Origin of the sequence: Rossellomorea sp. NPDC077527, from assembly GCF_044542955.1 — a bacterium.
Lineage (GTDB): Bacteria > Bacillota > Bacilli > Bacillales > Bacillaceae_B > Rossellomorea > Rossellomorea aquimaris_E.
The window spans coordinates 167,957-186,444 of the sequence record NZ_JBITVL010000001.1 but is presented as its reverse complement, the minus strand read 5'-3'; the positions used below and the strand labels follow the sequence as shown (position 1 = coordinate 186,444).

General features: G+C 43.4%; 14 protein-coding genes. 6 read left to right on the top strand and 8 right to left on the bottom strand.

Annotated features, from left to right (window positions below; all coding sequences use genetic code 11):
• Positions 1–36: 36 nt before the first annotated feature.
• The 3 genes from ACIGG7_RS00855 to ACIGG7_RS00845 form a co-directional block, all read right to left on the bottom strand.
• Positions 37–756 carry a YebC/PmpR family DNA-binding transcriptional regulator gene (locus tag ACIGG7_RS00855; RefSeq protein ID WP_224941973.1) on the bottom strand — a complete coding sequence of 240 codons (720 nt, stop codon included), beginning with the start codon at positions 754–756 and terminating at the stop codon, positions 37–39.
• A gap of 146 nt (positions 757–902) precedes the next feature.
• Positions 903–2,414: a gluconokinase gene (gene gntK, locus ACIGG7_RS00850; protein ID WP_397549073.1), complete on the bottom strand. Its 1,512-nt coding sequence runs from the start codon at positions 2,412–2,414 to the stop codon at positions 903–905.
• Between the two features lie 90 nt (positions 2,415–2,504).
• Positions 2,505–3,848 carry a GntP family permease gene (locus ACIGG7_RS00845; RefSeq protein WP_224941972.1) on the bottom strand — a complete coding sequence of 448 codons (1,344 nt, stop codon included), beginning with the start codon at positions 3,846–3,848 and terminating at the stop codon, positions 2,505–2,507.
• A 290-nt stretch (positions 3,849–4,138) separates the two neighbouring features.
• Here ACIGG7_RS00845 and ACIGG7_RS00840 point away from each other — a divergent pair, with 290 nt between their 5' ends.
• Positions 4,139–4,990 carry a MurR/RpiR family transcriptional regulator gene (locus ACIGG7_RS00840; protein WP_397548409.1) on the top strand — a complete coding sequence of 284 codons (852 nt, stop codon included), beginning with the start codon at positions 4,139–4,141 and terminating at the stop codon, positions 4,988–4,990.
• A gap of 524 nt (positions 4,991–5,514) precedes the next feature.
• Complete coding sequence (locus ACIGG7_RS00835) at positions 5,515–6,924, top strand: sodium:solute symporter family protein (RefSeq protein ID WP_397548408.1); 1,410 nt, start codon at positions 5,515–5,517, stop codon at positions 6,922–6,924.
• 425 nt (positions 6,925–7,349) lie between these two features.
• Here ACIGG7_RS00835 and ACIGG7_RS00830 read toward each other — a convergent pair whose 3' ends face one another.
• The 3 genes from ACIGG7_RS00830 to ACIGG7_RS00820 form a co-directional block, all read right to left on the bottom strand.
• On the bottom strand, positions 7,350–8,672 hold the full coding sequence (locus ACIGG7_RS00830; protein WP_397548407.1) for an aspartate aminotransferase family protein: 1,323 nt from the start codon (positions 8,670–8,672) through the stop codon (positions 7,350–7,352).
• Between the two features lie 42 nt (positions 8,673–8,714).
• Positions 8,715–10,100, bottom strand: coding sequence for a YjiH family protein (locus ACIGG7_RS00825; RefSeq protein ID WP_397548406.1), 1,386 nt, complete (start codon positions 10,098–10,100; stop codon positions 8,715–8,717).
• Between the two features lie 120 nt (positions 10,101–10,220).
• Positions 10,221–11,600: a sigma-54 interaction domain-containing protein gene (locus ACIGG7_RS00820; RefSeq protein WP_397548405.1), complete on the bottom strand. Its 1,380-nt coding sequence runs from the start codon at positions 11,598–11,600 to the stop codon at positions 10,221–10,223.
• Between the two features lie 221 nt (positions 11,601–11,821).
• Here ACIGG7_RS00820 and kynU point away from each other — a divergent pair, with 221 nt between their 5' ends.
• From kynU to ACIGG7_RS00805, 3 genes are all read left to right on the top strand, one after another.
• Positions 11,822–13,105 (top strand): kynureninase, encoded by a 1,284-nt coding sequence (gene kynU / locus ACIGG7_RS00815; RefSeq protein ID WP_397548404.1) that lies wholly within the window; start codon positions 11,822–11,824, stop codon positions 13,103–13,105.
• A 25-nt stretch (positions 13,106–13,130) separates the two neighbouring features.
• Positions 13,131–13,757 carry an arylformamidase gene (kynB, locus tag ACIGG7_RS00810; protein WP_397548403.1) on the top strand — a complete coding sequence of 209 codons (627 nt, stop codon included), beginning with the start codon at positions 13,131–13,133 and terminating at the stop codon, positions 13,755–13,757.
• Positions 13,758–13,888: 131 nt separating this feature from the next.
• On the top strand, positions 13,889–14,026 hold the full coding sequence (locus ACIGG7_RS00805; RefSeq protein ID WP_224941964.1) for a hypothetical protein: 138 nt from the start codon (positions 13,889–13,891) through the stop codon (positions 14,024–14,026).
• A gap of 191 nt (positions 14,027–14,217) precedes the next feature.
• Here the strand turns inward: ACIGG7_RS00805 and ACIGG7_RS00800 are convergent, their stop codons facing one another.
• The gene (locus ACIGG7_RS00800; RefSeq protein WP_397548402.1) at positions 14,218–16,470 is read right to left on the bottom strand and encodes a UvrD-helicase domain-containing protein; all 2,253 of its coding nucleotides are present in this window, start codon (positions 16,468–16,470) and stop codon (positions 14,218–14,220) included.
• Positions 16,471–16,713: 243 nt separating this feature from the next.
• On the opposite strand from ACIGG7_RS00800, the gene ACIGG7_RS00795 reads away from it, so the two are divergent.
• A complete protein-coding gene (locus ACIGG7_RS00795) occupies positions 16,714–16,950 on the top strand; it encodes a hypothetical protein (RefSeq protein WP_224941962.1) in 237 nt (78 codons plus the stop codon).
• An 858-nt stretch (positions 16,951–17,808) separates the two neighbouring features.
• On the opposite strand, the gene ACIGG7_RS00790 is transcribed toward ACIGG7_RS00795, so the two are convergent.
• On the bottom strand, positions 17,809–18,354 hold the full coding sequence (locus ACIGG7_RS00790) for a GNAT family N-acetyltransferase (RefSeq protein WP_224941961.1): 546 nt from the start codon (positions 18,352–18,354) through the stop codon (positions 17,809–17,811).
• Positions 18,355–18,488 lie beyond the last annotated feature (134 nt).

The following is an 18,488-nucleotide window of genomic DNA, read 5'->3' as shown; positions in this document are numbered from 1 at the left end:
CCTTGGCGCACTAAGCGCAAGGGGCTTCATCAACGGTTATTCACCTAAATCGACATTATGATAAACCTGTTGAACATCCTCCAGGTCTTCAATCGCATCAATCATTTTCTCGAATTGAGCTTGATCGTCACTAGAAAGTTCAACATCATTCTGAGCAAGCATCGTTAGCTCAGCAACTGTAAAGTCAGTGATACCGGCACCTTTGAATGCTTCCTGAACTGCGTGGAATTGATCCGGCTCTGCATATACGATCACGGAATCCTCTTCTTCGATGATATCACGCGCGTCCACGTCTGCTTCCATCAGGATTTCCATGACTTCTTCTTCGGATTTCCCTTCGATTCCGATCACGGCTGTCGCATCGAACATGTAGGCAACCGATCCACTCACACCCATGTTTCCGCCATTCTTACCGAATGCTGCACGTACTTCTGAAGCTGTACGATTGACGTTATTTGTCAGGGCATCCACAATGACCATGGAGCCATTCGGTCCGAAGCCTTCATAGCGTAATTCGTCATAGTTCTCTTCTGAACCGCCCTTCGCCTTCTCAATGGCACGGTCCACGATATGCTTCGGTACACTGTATGTTTTCGCACGCTCAAGAACGAACTTCAACGTCTGATTCAGTTCAGGATCCGGCTCTCCCTGCTTCGCAGCCACATAAATCTCGCGACCGAACTTTGCATATATACGACTTGTATTTGCATCCTTAGACGCTTTCTTTTCTTTAATATTATTCCATTTACGTCCCATTTTCGTTTCACTCTCTTTCACATTTATCTATAGATAATCTCTGATAATAAAAGGTATATTCGTTTCTATTATACATGAAAAGGACATGTTTTGGCTAAGTGATTCCTTTCGGACGTACTTCCAGAAAAAAAGCCGACTCAATCGAGTCAGCTTCCTTCCTGGTAAGCACTGATGGCTTCGTATTCTTCCTCTAACAAGCGTGGAACCCGGATGAAGATCGGCATCAGCCTGGTGTAAGCTTCTGTCGCTTTCGGATCAGGCTGATGGGAATGAACAGAGCCCACCATTTCACTAACTGCCTCCAATGAGTCGATCATTCCGCTGCCGTACATACCGAGCACGATGGCTCCAAGGCATGAACTTTCGAAGCTCTCGGGTACTTCCACTTCTTGATCGAACACGTCGGAGAGCATTTGTCGCCACAGTTCAGAACGGGCGAATCCACCGGTAGCCTGTACCCGTTTCGGTGTCCCGATCAGTTCCTCCAGGGCAAGGAGAACACTGTAAAGATTCATGACAATTCCTTCTAAGACCGCACGGATCATATGCTCTTTTTTATGATGCATCCCCAGTCCGAAGAAAGAGCCGCGTGCTTTAGCGTTCCATAAAGGAGCTCGTTCCCCAGCCATATACGGATGGAACAGGAGTCCCTCTGATCCGGCCTCCACTTTAGCTGCAATATCCGTGAGCACTTCATAAGGATCCTTCCCTAATCGCTTTGCCACTTCGACTTCTCCTGAAGCGAGTTCGTCACGGACCCATCTGAAGATCATTCCTCCATTGTTAACAGGTCCTCCGATCACCCAATGCTTTTCCGTCAAGGCATAGCAGAATATACGGCCTTTCGGATCTGTCACAGGCCGGTCGGTGACGGCACGGATCGCCCCACTCGTTCCGATCGTCACAGCCACTACACCAGGTTCGATGGCATTTACGCCAAGATTCGATAGAACCCCGTCACTTGCACCTACAACAAATGGCGTTTCGGCTGGCAAGCCCAGCATTTCCGTGTATTCAGATTTTAATCCGACCAGGCTTTCCGTTGTGGAAACCGGAATCGAAAGCTGATCCTTTGATACACCCGCCACTCTCATTGCTTCTTCATCCCATGCCAGATTTTCCAGATGGAACATCCCGGTTGCCGAGGCAATTGAATAATCCACTACATATTTTCCGAATAGACGCTTGAAAACAAATTCTTTGATCGAGATGAATTTTGCGGCTTTCCCGAACAATTCCGGTTTTTCATCCTTCAGCCAGGCAAGCTTCACAAGGGGAGACATCGGGTGAATCGGTGTGCCGGTTCTACGATAAATCTCCATCCCGTTCATTTCTTTCTTTATTTTCTCAGCCCAAGCAGCACTTCGGTTATCCGCCCATGTAATGGAAGGGGTCAAAGGCTGATCCTTCTCATCCACAAGGATCAAACTGTGCATGGCAGAGCTGAACGACACAAACGAAATCGTTTCTTTTGTACTTGAAGCCACTTCCTTGATGCACTTAATGACAGCCTGAAAAATTTCTTCAGGATCCTGTTCAGCCGTCGCCGGCGTTGGTGTATGTAATGGATATTCGATCCCGTGACGCTCGATCGCTTTTCCTTCTTTATTGAATAGTACCGCTTTTGTACTTGTGGTCCCGATATCGACACCAATCATGAATTCTGACATCTTCTTTCCTCCTAAATAAATAGAGAAAAGGAAGAAGCGACATGGCTCTTCCCTCTTCTACTATTATTCTATCCTATTTTAGCCAATGAATATCCCTAAAATGAACGCTACTCCGAATCCTACAAATCCAATGAGTGTTTCCATCACTGTCCAAGATTTTAACGTATCTTTGACGTCTAATCCAAAGTAACGGTTCACTAACCAGAATCCACTGTCATTCACATGGGAGAAGACCGTTGCTCCTGATGCAATGGCGATAACCATTAAACCAAGGACAGGACCTTGCATACCCAGCGTTTCAATCAGCGGGCTCATCAATCCTGCTGCTGTAACCATTGATACGGTCGCGGAACCTTGAGCCACACGAACGACCATGGCAATCAAGAATGCAAGGGCGATCGGAGGCAGACTTGAACCGGCCATCATCTCACCAAGTACTTCCCCTACACCAGAGTCGATCAAGACTTGTTTGAATACTCCACCGGCACCGGTTACAAGAATGATGATTCCAGCTGGCTCAAGTGCCTTCGTTGCAATATCCTGAACATCCTGGCGCGAATAGCCACGCTTTGTTCCCAAGAAGATGAATGTCAGTAACGTTGCAATCGTTAACGCTACGAAAGGATGTCCCAAGAACGTCAAGATTGAGCGAACGATGTTACCTTCATCTAACATAACACCCGAAAGCGTATTCAATAAGATCAATACTAATGGAATCGAGATAAGTGAAGCAATCAGAGCGAAACTCGGCAGCTCTTTATCGTATTCCATTTCTTCAGCCTGCATATAATCAGGCACAACTGCATGAATTCGTTTTGAAATCCATTTCGCAAAGAGTGGGCCTGCAATGATCATGGATGGAACCCCTGCAATCGCACCAAACAGGATCACCCATCCAAGGTCTGCACCGATTAAGTCCGCAACCGCAATCGGTCCTGGAGTCGGCGGGATGAAACTGTGTGTAACGGCAAGACCTGCAAGTAATGGAATTCCATAGTATAGCAGTGACTTTCCAGTTTTACGTGCCAATCCATATACGATTGGTACAAGAATGATAAACCCTACATCAAAGAATACGGGAATGGCTACCAGAAAACCTGTGATACCAAGTGACCATTGTGCCTTATCTTCCCCGAATTTGTTAATCAGTGTTTGAGCGAGGCGTTCCGCCCCCCCTGATACTTCAAGCATACGACCGAACATCGCACCTAAACCAACAACGACAGCGACAAACCCGAGGGTCCCGCCCATTCCGCTTTGTATCGAAGCAACGACTTCCTGCAAAGGCATTCCAGCGGCGATCCCTACGATTAAACTCACTAATAATAGGGCAACAAAAGCGTGAAGCTTTGTTTTAATTACTAAAAATAATAGAAGAAAAATTCCGGCCAGTGCCACTAAAATAAGCATTTGATCTGACATTGTGTATCCCTACCTTTCTTTCGTCACGACAGCCCCGCTGCCAATTTTTTTATAACATATGATCCTGACAGAATCGTAAAGCGTTTCCAAAACACTTTATGTAACTACCACTCTCTCAATTTAGTAAGAGAGCTTTTTTCAAATGAACAAAACTACCAGGAAAATTATTTTCTAACTATCTCTATTATAAAAAATATTTTTCTTTTTGCAACCGTTTACAGAAATTATTTTTATTTTTATTTAAATCTTGTATAATGTAATTATGAAAACCCTTACAGGAGTGGTGTCTAATGAGTCAACATCAACATTGTTTAGCTAGCATCCGTTCCCACTATCCCCAGTTCAGTGTGACGGAGAAAAAAATTGCCGACTATATTCTTGAAAACCCGACCGAAATCATTCATTCAACCATCAATGGGCTGGCCGAAGATTTAGGAGTTGCCGACTCTACTGTCTTCCGTTTCTGTAAACGAATCGGCTTTAAAGGATATCAGGCGATGAAAATTGCCCTTGCCTCTGAAATTGTGACAGGTCTTAAGGACATTCATGAGCGGATCGATGAAGGCGATACGGCACAAACCATTGCCACAAAAGTATTCCGATCCAATATCAAAACCATTGAAGACACATTGATGGTGGTAGATGAGAAAAAACTGTTGAAAGCAGTGGACATCATGAGCAACTCCCGCTCCATCGAGTTTTTCGGAAGTGGCGGGTCCGGGGTCATCGCACTTGACGCCTATCATAAGTTCATCCGGACCGGCTTACGGGTGCACGCAGCGAGCGACAGTCATATTCAGCTTATGACCGCTTCTCAGATGACGGATGAAGATTGTGCTGTGTTCATTTCACATTCCGGTTCGACGAAGGACATCTTACAGGTCCTTGATATCGTGAAAGAAACCGGCGCAAAGACCATCTGCATCACCAACTTTGCCAAATCACCCTTGAGTCAGAGAGTCGATACGTCCCTTTTCACTGTATCGGAGGAAACCGACTACCGTTCAGAAGCACTATCTTCCCGTATTGCTCAATTGACATTAATTGATGCTCTTTATGTGAATCTCATGATGAGGCGGGAAATGGAGGGACAGGATGCCCTCAGAAAAATGCGTAAAGCCATTTCGGTTAAAAGACTCTAAAGGGTCGATCAGTGAACAACTGATCGACCCTTTATTATGTCCCCTACTAATTTATAGTTCTTTCAACCTATATTCAACAAAACAAATATAGGTATAAAGTTTTATTTTACCTATTCGAAAGACCTCTATTTGTTGTAAATTTCGAATAATTTTTTCTATTTCCCTACCAATTGTCCTGTATAGCCTTAGCCTTCATCCCAATTTTTCCCTTCGTGTCATTTTCAGCCGAAAATCTGATTAAATCAGGCTTTTTATGCATTTTTTATCGAAAAGAATATGTGCTAAGGTTAAGGAGAAATGTTTTTACGTGAGACAAGCATTCATGAAAAACATCACAACGAAAGACATTTTCAAAGCCTCTAACTACCTCTAAATTTTTTTCAATGGTTTTATGGGCAGGTAGACCCTTTCTACCTCATCCAGGCTAAAATGTGTTTATCTTTTCACCGGTGATTATATTGTGATTAAGAAATGAATCAACGTTCTCTCGCGTGAACAAATACTGTTCAGGAGATGATCGTTTTATGGAATTACAACAAAACCCGCAGTTATTATGGTTTATAGGGATTTATGCCGTACTCATGATTGGGATTGGTACGTATATGTCCAAGAAAGTATCCAGCAGTAATGACTTTATTCTCGCTGGAAAAAGTTTAGGTCCCTTTGTTTTAATGGGGACATTACTGGCAACGTGGACTGGAAGTGGAAGTATATCAGGAGGGGAAACGTCTGTAGCCTACAGCTTCGGGATTATCCCTTCGTTAATGCTCATGATCCCAACCCTTGTAGGGATCGGAATCCTTTACCTTGTAGCGCCTAAAATTCGTGCATTCAGTAAATATACGGTTTCAGCCATCCTCGAAGAGAAGTATGGTTCAACTGCACGAAATCTATCAAGTATCATCATTATCTTAGCTTATGTAGGAATCGTTTCTTATCAGATGAAAGGTTTCGGTTTCATCCTTAATCTAACAACAGGCATGTCTGTTGGACTTGGTACAACCATTGGTGCTGTACTGATCATTTTCCTAGCGATGATCGGTGGCTTACGTTCTGTATCTCAAACAGATGCGCTGAGTGGTTTTCTAATGGTCGGTGGATTGATCATCACCGTTCCAACCATTTTCTTCATTGCCGGAGGATGGGATGAAATTGTTAAAAATGTACCTGCATCCCATATGTCAGCAACAGGCAACTTATCCATCATCCAATTGATCGGTTATTTACTGCCTTCTCTTTTCTTGTTATTGGGCGATCAGAATATGTATCAAAGGCTGGCTTCATCTAAAGGAGATTCTTCATCAAGAAAGGGACAAATTGGTTGGCTTATTGCCATGATCATCATTTCTCCTGCCATTTCTCTCATCGCCTTTGCATCCCGTTCTCTATTCCCGGATATCGATCCAGGAATGGCTTTAATGGCAACGACGATTGCAATGCCGATCGGAATCGGAGGAATCCTTCTGGCAGCAGCAGCTTCCTTTATCATTACGACAGGAAATTCGTATTTATTATCTGCTGCAACGAATCTAACCTATGATATTTACGGAAAGTACATCAATCCAAATGCTTCTGATGATAAACAATTGAAAATCACAAAGATGTTCATTGTTGTACTTGGTGCTTTAGCATTCATCATCATTAATTACTTCCCAAGTGTGTTGGATGTTCAAATGTACGCCTACACTGTTTATGGCGCTGGCATTACTCCTGCGGTGTTGGCCGTTTTCTTCTGGAAACGCGTGAATGCTGCCGGAGGAGTCTCTTCAATGGTAGCTGGGGTGATTTCCACATTGGTGTGGGAGATTGTCCTTCAGAAACCGTTTGAATTAAACAGTGTCGTCATTGCGGTTCCGTTAGCCATCATTGTGTTGATTGTCGTGACTCTCATGACTTCTAACAAAAATGATGCTCAATTACAGCAAACAGCATAATATCATCATAAAAAGGCCGGAAACAGGTACATTTTTGTACTTGATTCCGGCCTTTTGCTTTGGCTGTTTCAAAGGCTCTGTCAAAGAGTGTGTGCTGAATGGTGAGGGGAACCGCTTCGCTTTCCACGGACGTTCGGCCGAGCCTCCTCAGCATACTTCGCTTCCGGGGTCTCGGCACGCCCGTTTTCCGTAGGAGTCTACGGAGTTCCCCTCACCATCTAAAAAGTTTTTTGTGACAGAGCCATTCATAATAAAGTGGTAATAAAAGAATTTATTATCATCTTGGAAAGTTAGAGACCCCACATAGCTTTAACTCAAGAAGACTATGGCGGCTCACGACACGCTGAAAGCGATCATCTTGTGCGGAAATCCGCAACTACTCTCTTTTTCAAAAGCAACATAGTTTACAAAGATAGCCTTTACTTTTAATCGAAATGACTCATCAACGTAGCCTCATATTCACTAAGTGCCTCATCTAACATGCGCAGTCCCTCATCGATTTGTTCTTTTGTCACGCTAAGGGGAGGAATCATGCGGATCACTTCAGAGTGGTTTCCACATAGGTAAAATAAGACCCCTTTTTCCAATGCCCGATCGAGGATGTCCATTAAGCCTTCCTGATTCGGTTTACCCGATTGGGGATGAACGATTTCAATCCCGATCATCAATCCTACTGCCCTGATACTTCCAATCACAGAATGTTTCTCCTGCAATTTTTCAAGCTTTGAAACGGCATAAGCCCCCATCGTCTTCGTATTATCCAAAAGGTGTTCCTCTTTCATGACTTCTAAGGTAGCAAGACCAACTGAGCAAGCGATCGGGTTTCCACCGAACGTCGTCCCATGGCTTCCAAGGGGCCACTGCCTCATCAATTTATTGGATGCTACCGTCGCGCTCAGAGGAAGTCCAGAAGCAATTCCTTTGGCAATCGCCATAATATCAGGTGTCACATCAAAGGTTTGCGCGGCAAACCAATTTCCTGTACGGCCGAACCCCGTTTGCACTTCATCAAAAATCAATAAAATATCGTGGCGATCACAAATTTCTCTCACTTTTTTAAGCCAGGCCTTCGGAGGGACGATATAGCCCCCTTCCCCAAGTACGGGTTCCAAAATGACACATGCCACTTCTTCAGGAGTTACCTGATGATTAAAAAGCGTTTCAAAATCCTTTTCGAGCTTGCTGACAACATATGAGGCTGAATCCTGTCCATCTGGGCACTCCCGTTCGTTTGCATAGGGAATTTGATACGTTAATCCTGATGGCTGCATAAACTTTCGATACTTACTCTTGGAAGTGGTGACACTTAAGGCACCAAGGGAGCGTCCATGAAAACATCCAGTAAAGGAAACTACATATGGGCGCTTCGTCACATATTTAGCCAGCTTGATTGCCCCCTCAATCGCTTCCGTCCCGCTGTTGGCAAAGAAGAAACTATCCAGGTCACCAGGGAGTATCTCTGCCAGTTCATCTGCCAGGCGAAGGATCGATTCATACATGATGACACCTGACGGACCGTGCATCAGCCCGTCTGCTGCATCTTTGATGGCCTGCACGATTTTCGGATGACGATGCCCCACATTCGTGACGGCGATCCCTGAAGTGAAATCAAGGTATTTTTTCCCGTCCAGTCCATAGTAATAACATCCTTCTTCTTTGACGACTGGTAAATTCGGATGATCCTTAGCCATACTCGGTGCTAGGCGATCAGGCATGCGCTCAATAAGCTGTTCAAACGTTCGTTCCATTTCTGTAACCCCCATATCCTTTTTGTATAAATCTTCGAGGTCCTACATAAAGAAAAAATGCGCCAATAACGCTACGATTGGCAATGTAATGATCGTACGTTGGATAAAGATGATGAACAAATCTAAAAAGCTGATGGGAATCTTGGATTTAATCAAAAGGATCCCGATCTCAGACATGTAGATTAATTGAGTAAGAGACATAGCGGCAATCACAAATCTCGTTAACTCACTCTCAATCCCACTTCCAACCACCGCCGGCAGGAACATATCAGCAAATCCGACGATCATCGCAGGTGCTGCATCTGTTGCCTGTGGTATTTGAAGGAGCTCAAGGAATGGTACGACCGGATAGGCTAATACATCGAACACTGGTGTATATTCTGCAACGACTAAAGCCAGTGTCCCCAGTGCCATGACGAGTGGAATGAGACCGAACCAGATATCCAATACATTTTGCAGTCCTTTTTTCGTCACTTCCCCTACACTTTTCACTTCAGATGCCTTTTCTACGGCTTTTTCGAATCCCCATTGAAGACGAGATACGTTTTCAGGGACCGTTTCAGAAATTTGCATGCCGACCGGTTCATAATAGGTGTCTTTCTTTCGGGAAAGCGGCGGGATCCGTGGGCAAATCACTGCGGCAGCAATTCCTGCAATCACGACCGTCCCGTATAATTGGACAAACATTGATTCCAAACCGATAAAACTGACAATCACGAGACTGAATGCGATGGAAGCAACCGAGAAGTTCGTTGCAATCACAGCGGCTTCACGCTTGGTGTAATATCCTTCTTCAAATTGTTTTGTGGTAATCAGAACGCCTACCGTCCCACTCCCCATCCAGGAAGCAAGGGCATCGATGGACGATCTTCCCGGCAGCTGGAATAAGGGCTTCATGATTTTCTGAAGTAGCGTTCCGAAGAAATCCATCAGTCCAAAATCCAGGAGGAGGGGCATTAATAAACCTGCAAACAAGAACCACGTGGTCAAGACAGGAACTAACGAATACAAAACCGTCCCACCTGTAAAGTCGGATATGATCCATTCCGGACCGATTCCATTAACGGTCATCACTGCAAAAACAGTCCCGATGACGCGGATGGCGATCCAAAAATATCCTACATCAAAAAGTCCTTTCAAGAATGATTGTTTAATAACCCACTGGGGATTGAACACTTTCGTATAAATGGCCATCAGAGCTGATAGGCCAAAGATGACGGTCATGAATAATGGCAATATATCTTCGAGCATCCCTTGAAAATAAGAGGCAAATATCCCGACCCCAATGGTCATGTTTCCTTCATAGGTGATAGGAATCAAAAACAACAATACCCCTAGTAAGGAAGGAATGATAAACTTCATCGCTTCCTTTACCGATCGACCGGACTGATTTTGTAACTCACTGACATTTTGTTTTCCAACTTCCATTGCTAAACACCCCTTTGAAATGTAATTCTCGATCTTGGACGTTCAAATTCAGACCCCGCTCCTCCTTCTTCCGATTTTGATTCTATTCACCTTATTATCTTGCAAGTATCATGCCAATTTTTATTTTATTTTGTACTTTTTGAGTTTTCTGACTACGGAAGGTTGACTGATACCAAGACTTTGTGACATCTGAGTTGTGGTCTTATGCTTGTCTCTCGCCTTCTTCAGAACCTGTTCCTCAACCGCTTCAAGAATATCTTTCAACGATTGCCCGTCATGACCAAGCTCAGACAGGTCACCAATATGTTTTATGTATTGCCCCGGAAGGTTTTCCATTTCGATTAACTGATTGGAAGATGTCACAATCAATCTCTCGATCAAGTTCATTAATTCCCTGACATTGCCTTTCCATTCTTGGATCAGCAGCTGATGGATCACTCCTTCATCCATCGTTCTCTGACGCTGATATTTGTCACAAAAATAACTCACAAAGTAATCGATCATGGTAATGATATCCGATGTCCGCTCCCTTAGAGGCGGGATCGTAATGGGAACTACATTTAACCGAAAGAACAAATCCTGCCTGAACTCCCTCTTCTCTACCGCCATCTCCAAGTCTCTATTGGTCGCAGCCAAGACACGAAAATCCACTTTCCTTTGCTTCGTTCCACCCACCCGATAAAACTGTTTCTCTTGAATGAACTTTAGAATTTTCACTTGATTTGATGGTGAAAGTTCCCCGATTTCATCGAGAAAAAGCGTCCCACCTTCTGCCAATTCAGCTAATCCTACCTTCCCCTTACGATCTGCTCCAGTAAACGATCCGGGCTCATACCCGAAAAATTCTGCTTCAAATAAGGATTCTGGAATAGCCCCGCAATTGACTTCGATGAACGGCCCGCCCTTTCTTTGACTTTTGTTATGAATGAATTTGGCGATATGGGACTTACCGACACCGGATTCCCCTAACAACAGAACGTTCACATCCACTTCCGATACTTGGAGGGCAACCTGCAATACTCTTTTCATCTCATCACTAGTCGCGATAATTCCTTCTGAATAATGATGGAGGCCCCTGAGAATTTCAAGTTCACTCTTTACCCTTTCCATCTCGTCTTCCATATCCTCTAAGTATTTTTTCATATTCAATAATTCCGTAACATCGTGTGAATAGCTTACGACCCGAACAAGTTCCCCATTTTCATGAAAGACAGGGATCCCTGTAACCAGTAGTTTCTTACCTTCTTTACTCGTTTGCACAAGGGTGATTTTTTTCTTTTCCTTTAACACGATGGGTGTTAATAAAGGAGTGAAGATTCCTTCCCTCTCAAGATCATAGACGGATTTCCCCACCATATCCTCCGATTTCACATTATAGATCTCACCGGTCGCCTCACTGACTTTCAAAATGATTCCATCTGTATTTGTTACTAAAATATCATCCTGCAACGAATGAAGAATGGCTTCATTTTCATTCCAGATTTTTTTCGATTCAGTCACCGACAGTCTCCCCTTCAATCCTCACGAGATTATTCAAAAATGAATAATAATCGTGAAAATTATTATATTAATCCATTTATACCAGACTTTTTTGATTATTTATACATTTACGAATAATTTATTCAATAATAAATAACTTTCTTTTGTGAATCGAAATAATTATTTTACTATTCAAATCATTTCGATTATGATTTTGGTAAGACTGTACAAGGGGGATTGGGATGAAACATACAGAAGAATTAACACTGGCACATGCTAAGGAATGGGATAAACAAGACTCACTGACTCATTTCCGCAATGAATTTTACATAAAAGAAGATCACTACTATATGGATGGGAATTCTTTAGGCTTATTATCGAAACGGGCGGAGAATTCACTGCTGACGTCCCTCCAAGATTGGAAGGAACACGGAATCGATGGATGGATGGACGGACAGGAGCCATGGTTCTATTATTCTGAGAAACTTGGAGAGATGACTGCCCCTTTAATCGGAGCAGAAAAAGAGGAAGTCATCGTCACAGGTTCCATTACGACGAATCTTCATCAATTACTGGCCACTTTCTATCAGCCTGGTGGAAAACGCACAAAGATCCTGGCGGATGAATTGACATTCCCGTCCGATATATACGCGATTCAAAGTCAGCTTGAGCTGAAAGGCTACTCCCCAGACGAACATTTGATACAAGTAATGAGCACGGACGGATACACATTACGAGAAGAAGATATCATCGCGAATATGACAGACGATATCGCCCTTATCCTATTACCTTCCGTTCTTTATCGAAGCGGTCAGCTATTGAATATCAAACAATTGACGGACGAAGCACATAAACGTGGTATTGTGATTGGATTCGACCTGGCCCATTCCATCGGCGCCCTTCCCCACCAATTACACGAGGATGGGGTAGACTTTGCGGTTTGGTGCAATTACAAATACTTAAATAGCGGCCCGGGTGGTGTAGGTGGACTATTCGTTCACAACAGGCATAGAGGGAAAAAGCCTGGTCTATCAGGCTGGTTCAGTTCCCGTAAGGATACGCAGTTCGATATGGATCATACGCTCCTTCACGCTGACTCTGCCGGAGCTTATCAAATTGGCACTCCGCATATATTAAGCAGTGCACCGTTACTCGGCTCCCTTGAGCTATTCGAGGAAGCAGGGATGGAGAAACTGAGAAGAAAGTCCCTTTCTCTTACAAGATTCATGATGGACCTCATCAACCAGGAACTTTCTGGTCATGGTTTCACCGTCTGCAATCCACTTGATGACGACCGCCGAGGCGGGCATATCAGCTTAAAGCATGAAGAAGCCGCAAGAATCTGCAAAGCCTTGAAAGCAAACAAGGTAACACCTGACTTTCGTTCACCAAATGTGATCCGATTGGCTCCAGTGGCTCTTTATTCTTCCTACGAAGATGTCTGGGAGACCATTCAAATCCTGAAGAACATCATGGAAAATGAAGAATATAAGCAGTTTGAAAACACGCGGAATGTTGTTGCCTAATATCTGATAGAAAGGATGAAACCACTTGAAGATCATTGATATTTCCAGACCCCTTAAGAATGATACACCGATCTGGCCGGGAGACACTCCCTTTACCTTCTCATTGAACTGGACGAAGGAGGAAACAGGATCCGTCAATGTCGGGCAGCTGACGATGAGCTCACACACCGGCACCCATGTTGATGCTCCTTTCCACTTTGACAGTGACGGGAAACGGATACTCGACATGCCCCTTGAGCGATTCATGGGACGGGCAATCGTGGTATCGGTAGAGGGAACTCTGGAAATCAGTCCTGAACATGTAATGGGGATTGATTTTACTGGTGTAGATAAGGTTCTATTCAAGACCAACGCATGGAAGCTTTCAGGCAAATTCCCTGAGAATATTCCTCCTGTTCATAAAGAGCTGCCCGCTTTTTTGAAAGAAAAGGGCATTAATTTGATCGGTGTGGACCTTCCTTCTGTCGATCCTTTGGATAGCAAGGAATTAGTCGCCCACCATTCTCTCCGGGAACATGATATCGGGATTTTGGAAGGGATCGATCTTTCCCATGTAGATCCAGGGGTTTACGAACTGGTGGCTCTCCCCCTTCCCCTACAAGAAGGGGACGGCTCACCGGTTCGCGCCGTTTTGATTGATCGACGCACTTAACAAGAATTTTCATTGAATTATTTTGTCCTTCAGGCCGAATATATCTCCCCTCCTTTTTCATAGACTAATACTAGACGTTTAAAATGATGACATTTTGACGATAGCTAGATAAAAAAGGAGGGCATCATCTGATGGGAATTACGATAACGATTGGCTTGATCGTGATGCTGGGCATGATCATGAGTATCCTGATTTATTTCTTAAGACAGGCTTTGGATTCAAATGATGCAAAGAAGATTGATTCACATGATGATCATTTTTCACAATGATGTTTTAGCTTTTTGATGAACATGTGTGCAGAAAATGTTGATTTTGTAGAACGGTCGATATCCTGAAACTTCGGTTGATAAATCCGTTTAAAGGTTGATATTTTTCTCTAAAGGTCGATATATCCGTATAAGGGTCGATAAACCGCAGAACAGCCCCGGTATCCTGTCTTTCCAGGACACCGGGGCTGTTTTTATTCCGTAATTTCCTTTTCACCGAGCTTCATCGGACCCGAACAAATGGGACAAACCTTTGATTTCGTATCCTCATGGGTTTCCGGCCTCTGCCATGCAATGCATTTGGGGCTCGTACAAACCCATGCCAGAATCTTACTCACCTTTCCCCTTCTTGCCTTTTGATCCGTATTCGGCTGTTCAGCATGCGGAGTCTGCCTGAACAAATCTGCAATAAACCGGGAACACTTCCGCTGTTCCCCTTGGTAATAGGCCGGAGAAGAAATAAATAATTTCTCTTTTGCCCTGGTGATGGCCACATAGGCCAACCGCCTTTCTTCCTCTACCGCTCCCATTGCCTTCTCCTTTTGATTCGGATCTTTGTACACCTTATCTTCTAGCTTATTGGCATTGAGGGCAGAACTGTGAGGAAGATTCCCTTCGATGGCCCCGATCAGAAACACAACGGGAAACTCCAGACCCTTTGATCGGTGAATGGTCATAAGGGAAACGCTGTTCGTGTCCTTGCTCCCTCTTTGATTCGAATAAATCTCCTCATACTTTGCTTTCATATCATCTATGAAGGTAATGAAACTTGAGATGGTATCAAACCGTTTCGCAGAGCCTTCCAGCTCATCCAGCATCTCTTTGATCAGTTCTTTCTGCTCTGTCACCACATGTGATTCCTGGGCATCAATGTATTGATGGTAGAATTCCTTTCGGATACGCTTAATCGCGGTTTCCGGTGACTGATCTCCAATTCCCTTCAGAAATTTCATCCGTTCTTTTATATTTTTCACCTGAAACGGCTTGAGTCCTGGTAAAGTCGTTAAGTGAATGAGCGGATACTTCTTTCTCTCTTTCTGTTCCTCTTCCAGAATATGCGCCATCCCCCGGTCTCTCCGGATGAAAAGGGTGGGCAGGACCGATTCCATGGCTGAGAAGTTTCTTGGAACAATCGATAACCGTAAGTAATCCACCACCGGTTTCACCGTCCAGTTTTCATAGAAAAGGGAATCTTTCTGATTATAGGGCGTGAAGGGAATTTCCTTTAAGAGAAGCTGCTCGAACACAGCACGCCCGCTGCTCATGGTGCGGTGGAGAATCGTTATGTCCCCATAACCATAGCCTTCCCCTATTAATCTTTGAATCTCCTCGGTAATCCAGACCGCTTCTTCATCTGCCGTTGCGGGTCTTGAATAGAGAGGCTTATGTCCTTCCACTTTAGTGGCGATCAGCTCTTTTTCCCGCCGATGATCATTCTTCCCGATCACTTCATTCCCGAGCCCGATGATATAGGCATCGGATCGATAGTTTTCTTTCAGGGTCACGACTTTTGCATCCGGGAATTCTTCATCAAAGTCCAAAATAAATTCATTTCGTGCTCCATTAAAGGTATAGATCGTTTGATCATCATCCCCTACCACGAACAGATTGCGATGAGCGGCAATCAATTTGATAAGCTCGTATTGAACTAGATTCGTATCCTGAAACTCATCCACCATTACGTATTGGAAACGGTGCTGAAGAGACGTCAATAGATTTGGATTTCCCAATAACAATTGATACGCCTCGGTCAAAATATCATCAAAATCCATCTTATGATTCATACGTTTCCACTCTTCATATTTTAAAAGAATGCTCCGCACTTCTTTTTCTGACTTAGATTTTTCAGGGAGCTCTCTGATATCCTTCTGATTCAGCTTATAATGAGAGAGTTTGGCGAGGAGCGTCTCTGCATCATAGGGGTCATAAATATTCATTTCCCTCTGGATCTGTTTTAATATAATCTGTTTATAGCGCTCATTCCCAATGACTTCCTGTGTATAATGGCGGGATCTCAATAAATAAAGGAACAAGGCATGAAACGTGCTGGCATGTACCTGTCCACCATGTTCAGTACCCGGTAGCCTCGCGATCCGCTGCTTCATTTCTTCCGACGCTTTCTTCGTGAATGTCACAAGCAGAATATTCCTTGGTTGAATATTCTTCACCGTCATCAAGTAACCTGCGCGGCAGACAAGGACCGTCGTCTTCCCCGTACCCGCACCGGCAAGGGTCAGGCACGGACCATCGACATGACGGACCGCTTCAATCTGCGAAGCATTCAGGTGGATGCCCGCCTCTTCCATCGTCCGAAAGAAAAAAACATCCTCATCATGGGAGGATATCAGTTGCTTCGAAGTCTCTCCCTTATGGAGTGACGCGATCGGGATTTCCTTCTTTTCTGCCTCATATGGGTAAATAGAATAGTTGGTCAATACTTTATTCAAAGCTCATTCTCCTAGCTTTTCTTTACGATTCATAACCTTCTCATCATAACAAGACCCCTTCGGGAATGGCAATGACAATCTTAGGACGTCATGGGATATGTAAATTCTGTTAAACAGTTGTTTAATGCCTTGAACCCTAGTAAAATACACATTTTGAATCACTAAACAAACGTTTGTTTAAATTCAGTATGCTCTCTGATGATTAGGAACGAATAGAAATGGTAATAGAACATTAGGTGATGAATGATGAAACTGACAAAATGGGGCTTTACCCGCTTCAACAGCATAAAAGCAGAATTTGACCACTTCCCCCATTCACTGGTCATCCTCAGGAAAATCAGAAACTACTACTTCGTCAACAAAATCCACTGGTCCCACCTCGACCCCGTCGTAGAAACGCGGCATCTTGAAGAAATGGAACTACTTGTGAACAGGGAAATGGATCTGGAAATGAATTACCTTAATAGAAGATTGGATTAGCAACTGTTTTTTCACGATTCATTGATTTAATTAAGCAGGAGAAGAGTTATATGCTCTTCTTAAGTAGAATGTTTTTAGGGCTTGATCTATTCATTTTTTATAGTGACTAATAATGAAGAAGCACAGAGTGGATTGGAGCGGAAGGTGCTCGACTCCAGCGGGAAACGCGTGAAAGTTGAGACCCCACAGGGCTTTAGCCCGAGGAGGCTCAACTCACGCCCCGCGGAAAGCGAGCACCTGCAGCGGAAAGGAACGGACCACGTAATGTTTTATAGCTAATAAAAATGATTTTCAAAAAACAAGAAAAAATGAGATAAAGTAAGATAACCACCAATTTCAATTCAAAAATCAGCCCAAATCGCATTATATTGATTACTCTGAACATTTGCATTAATTTTATAATTTGTTAATATATAATTAATAAATGATTTACAAACAACATCTTTAAAGGAAGGCGTGATTCCAATGAAGTGAGTTAGCAAAACATGTCAGCATCACATCTCGCTTTTGAGATCGGCCCGTGAAAACTGATTTCAAGATGTGTGGACATGTGGGAATGCGCAATCTTATTTCAGGAGATGATTCCAATGAAGAGTGTAAGCGAAGCATGCTAACATCATGATACGCAAGAGGATAGCCCGTGAAAACTATCTTCGTAACATGTGGGCGTGTGGGAAAATCAGCGGCAAGATAAAATAAACTAAATAATACATGCAAGACCATTAATTTAAAATGAATTAAATGAATGCTACGTATGTGTATTAGTAAGAAAGGATAGGAAAGTTAATTGAATAAGGTTTACTTAAGTTAAGGCGCTGTTTATGTGGTATAGGCATAAGCAGCGTCTTAAATTTGTGGTTAGAATTCTTCTTTTAAAAGAGAGCAGACAGCCGCATCGCAGAAGACACCTTTTTCAAATGCCGCTTTTCTCAATACACCTTCAAACGTAAAACCAGCCTTCTCAAGACTTCTTTTTGAAGCGATATTTTCCGGATCATAAAACGCTTCTATTCGATTAAGGTCCATTTCTTCAAATCCGTATCGGAGGATAGGTTTCAAAACTTCTGTGATAACCCCTTGTCTCCAATAAGCAGGATGAACTTCAAACCCCACTTCTGCTTTAAAATGCTCTTTTTCCCATTGATGAAAACCGCAACTTCCGATGATTTCATTGGATTCTTTTAAAGCAATCCCCCATCTGATTCCTTCATTTACGTGAAACCTCTCGTTCCATTTGTTGATGATGTCAACGGCCTGCTTTTCCTCTTGAAATGATTCCAGATCATAATATCGGGTGACTTCATCTTTTGAGAAATAATGAAATACACAAGGGGCATCCCCTTCTTGCATCTGACGTAAACGGAATCTTTCTGTTTCCATTACCGGGAAGGTTCTTGTCAGCATACTCATTCTCCTTTTCTTCTTGTTCTCCTTATGTATTCAACATGGGATTTTACAATGCCTTCTTGAAAGGGAAAGTTTTCATAAATTGTGTTCCTTCCTTATTCTGGTTACAATCGATATATCAGATGATAAAG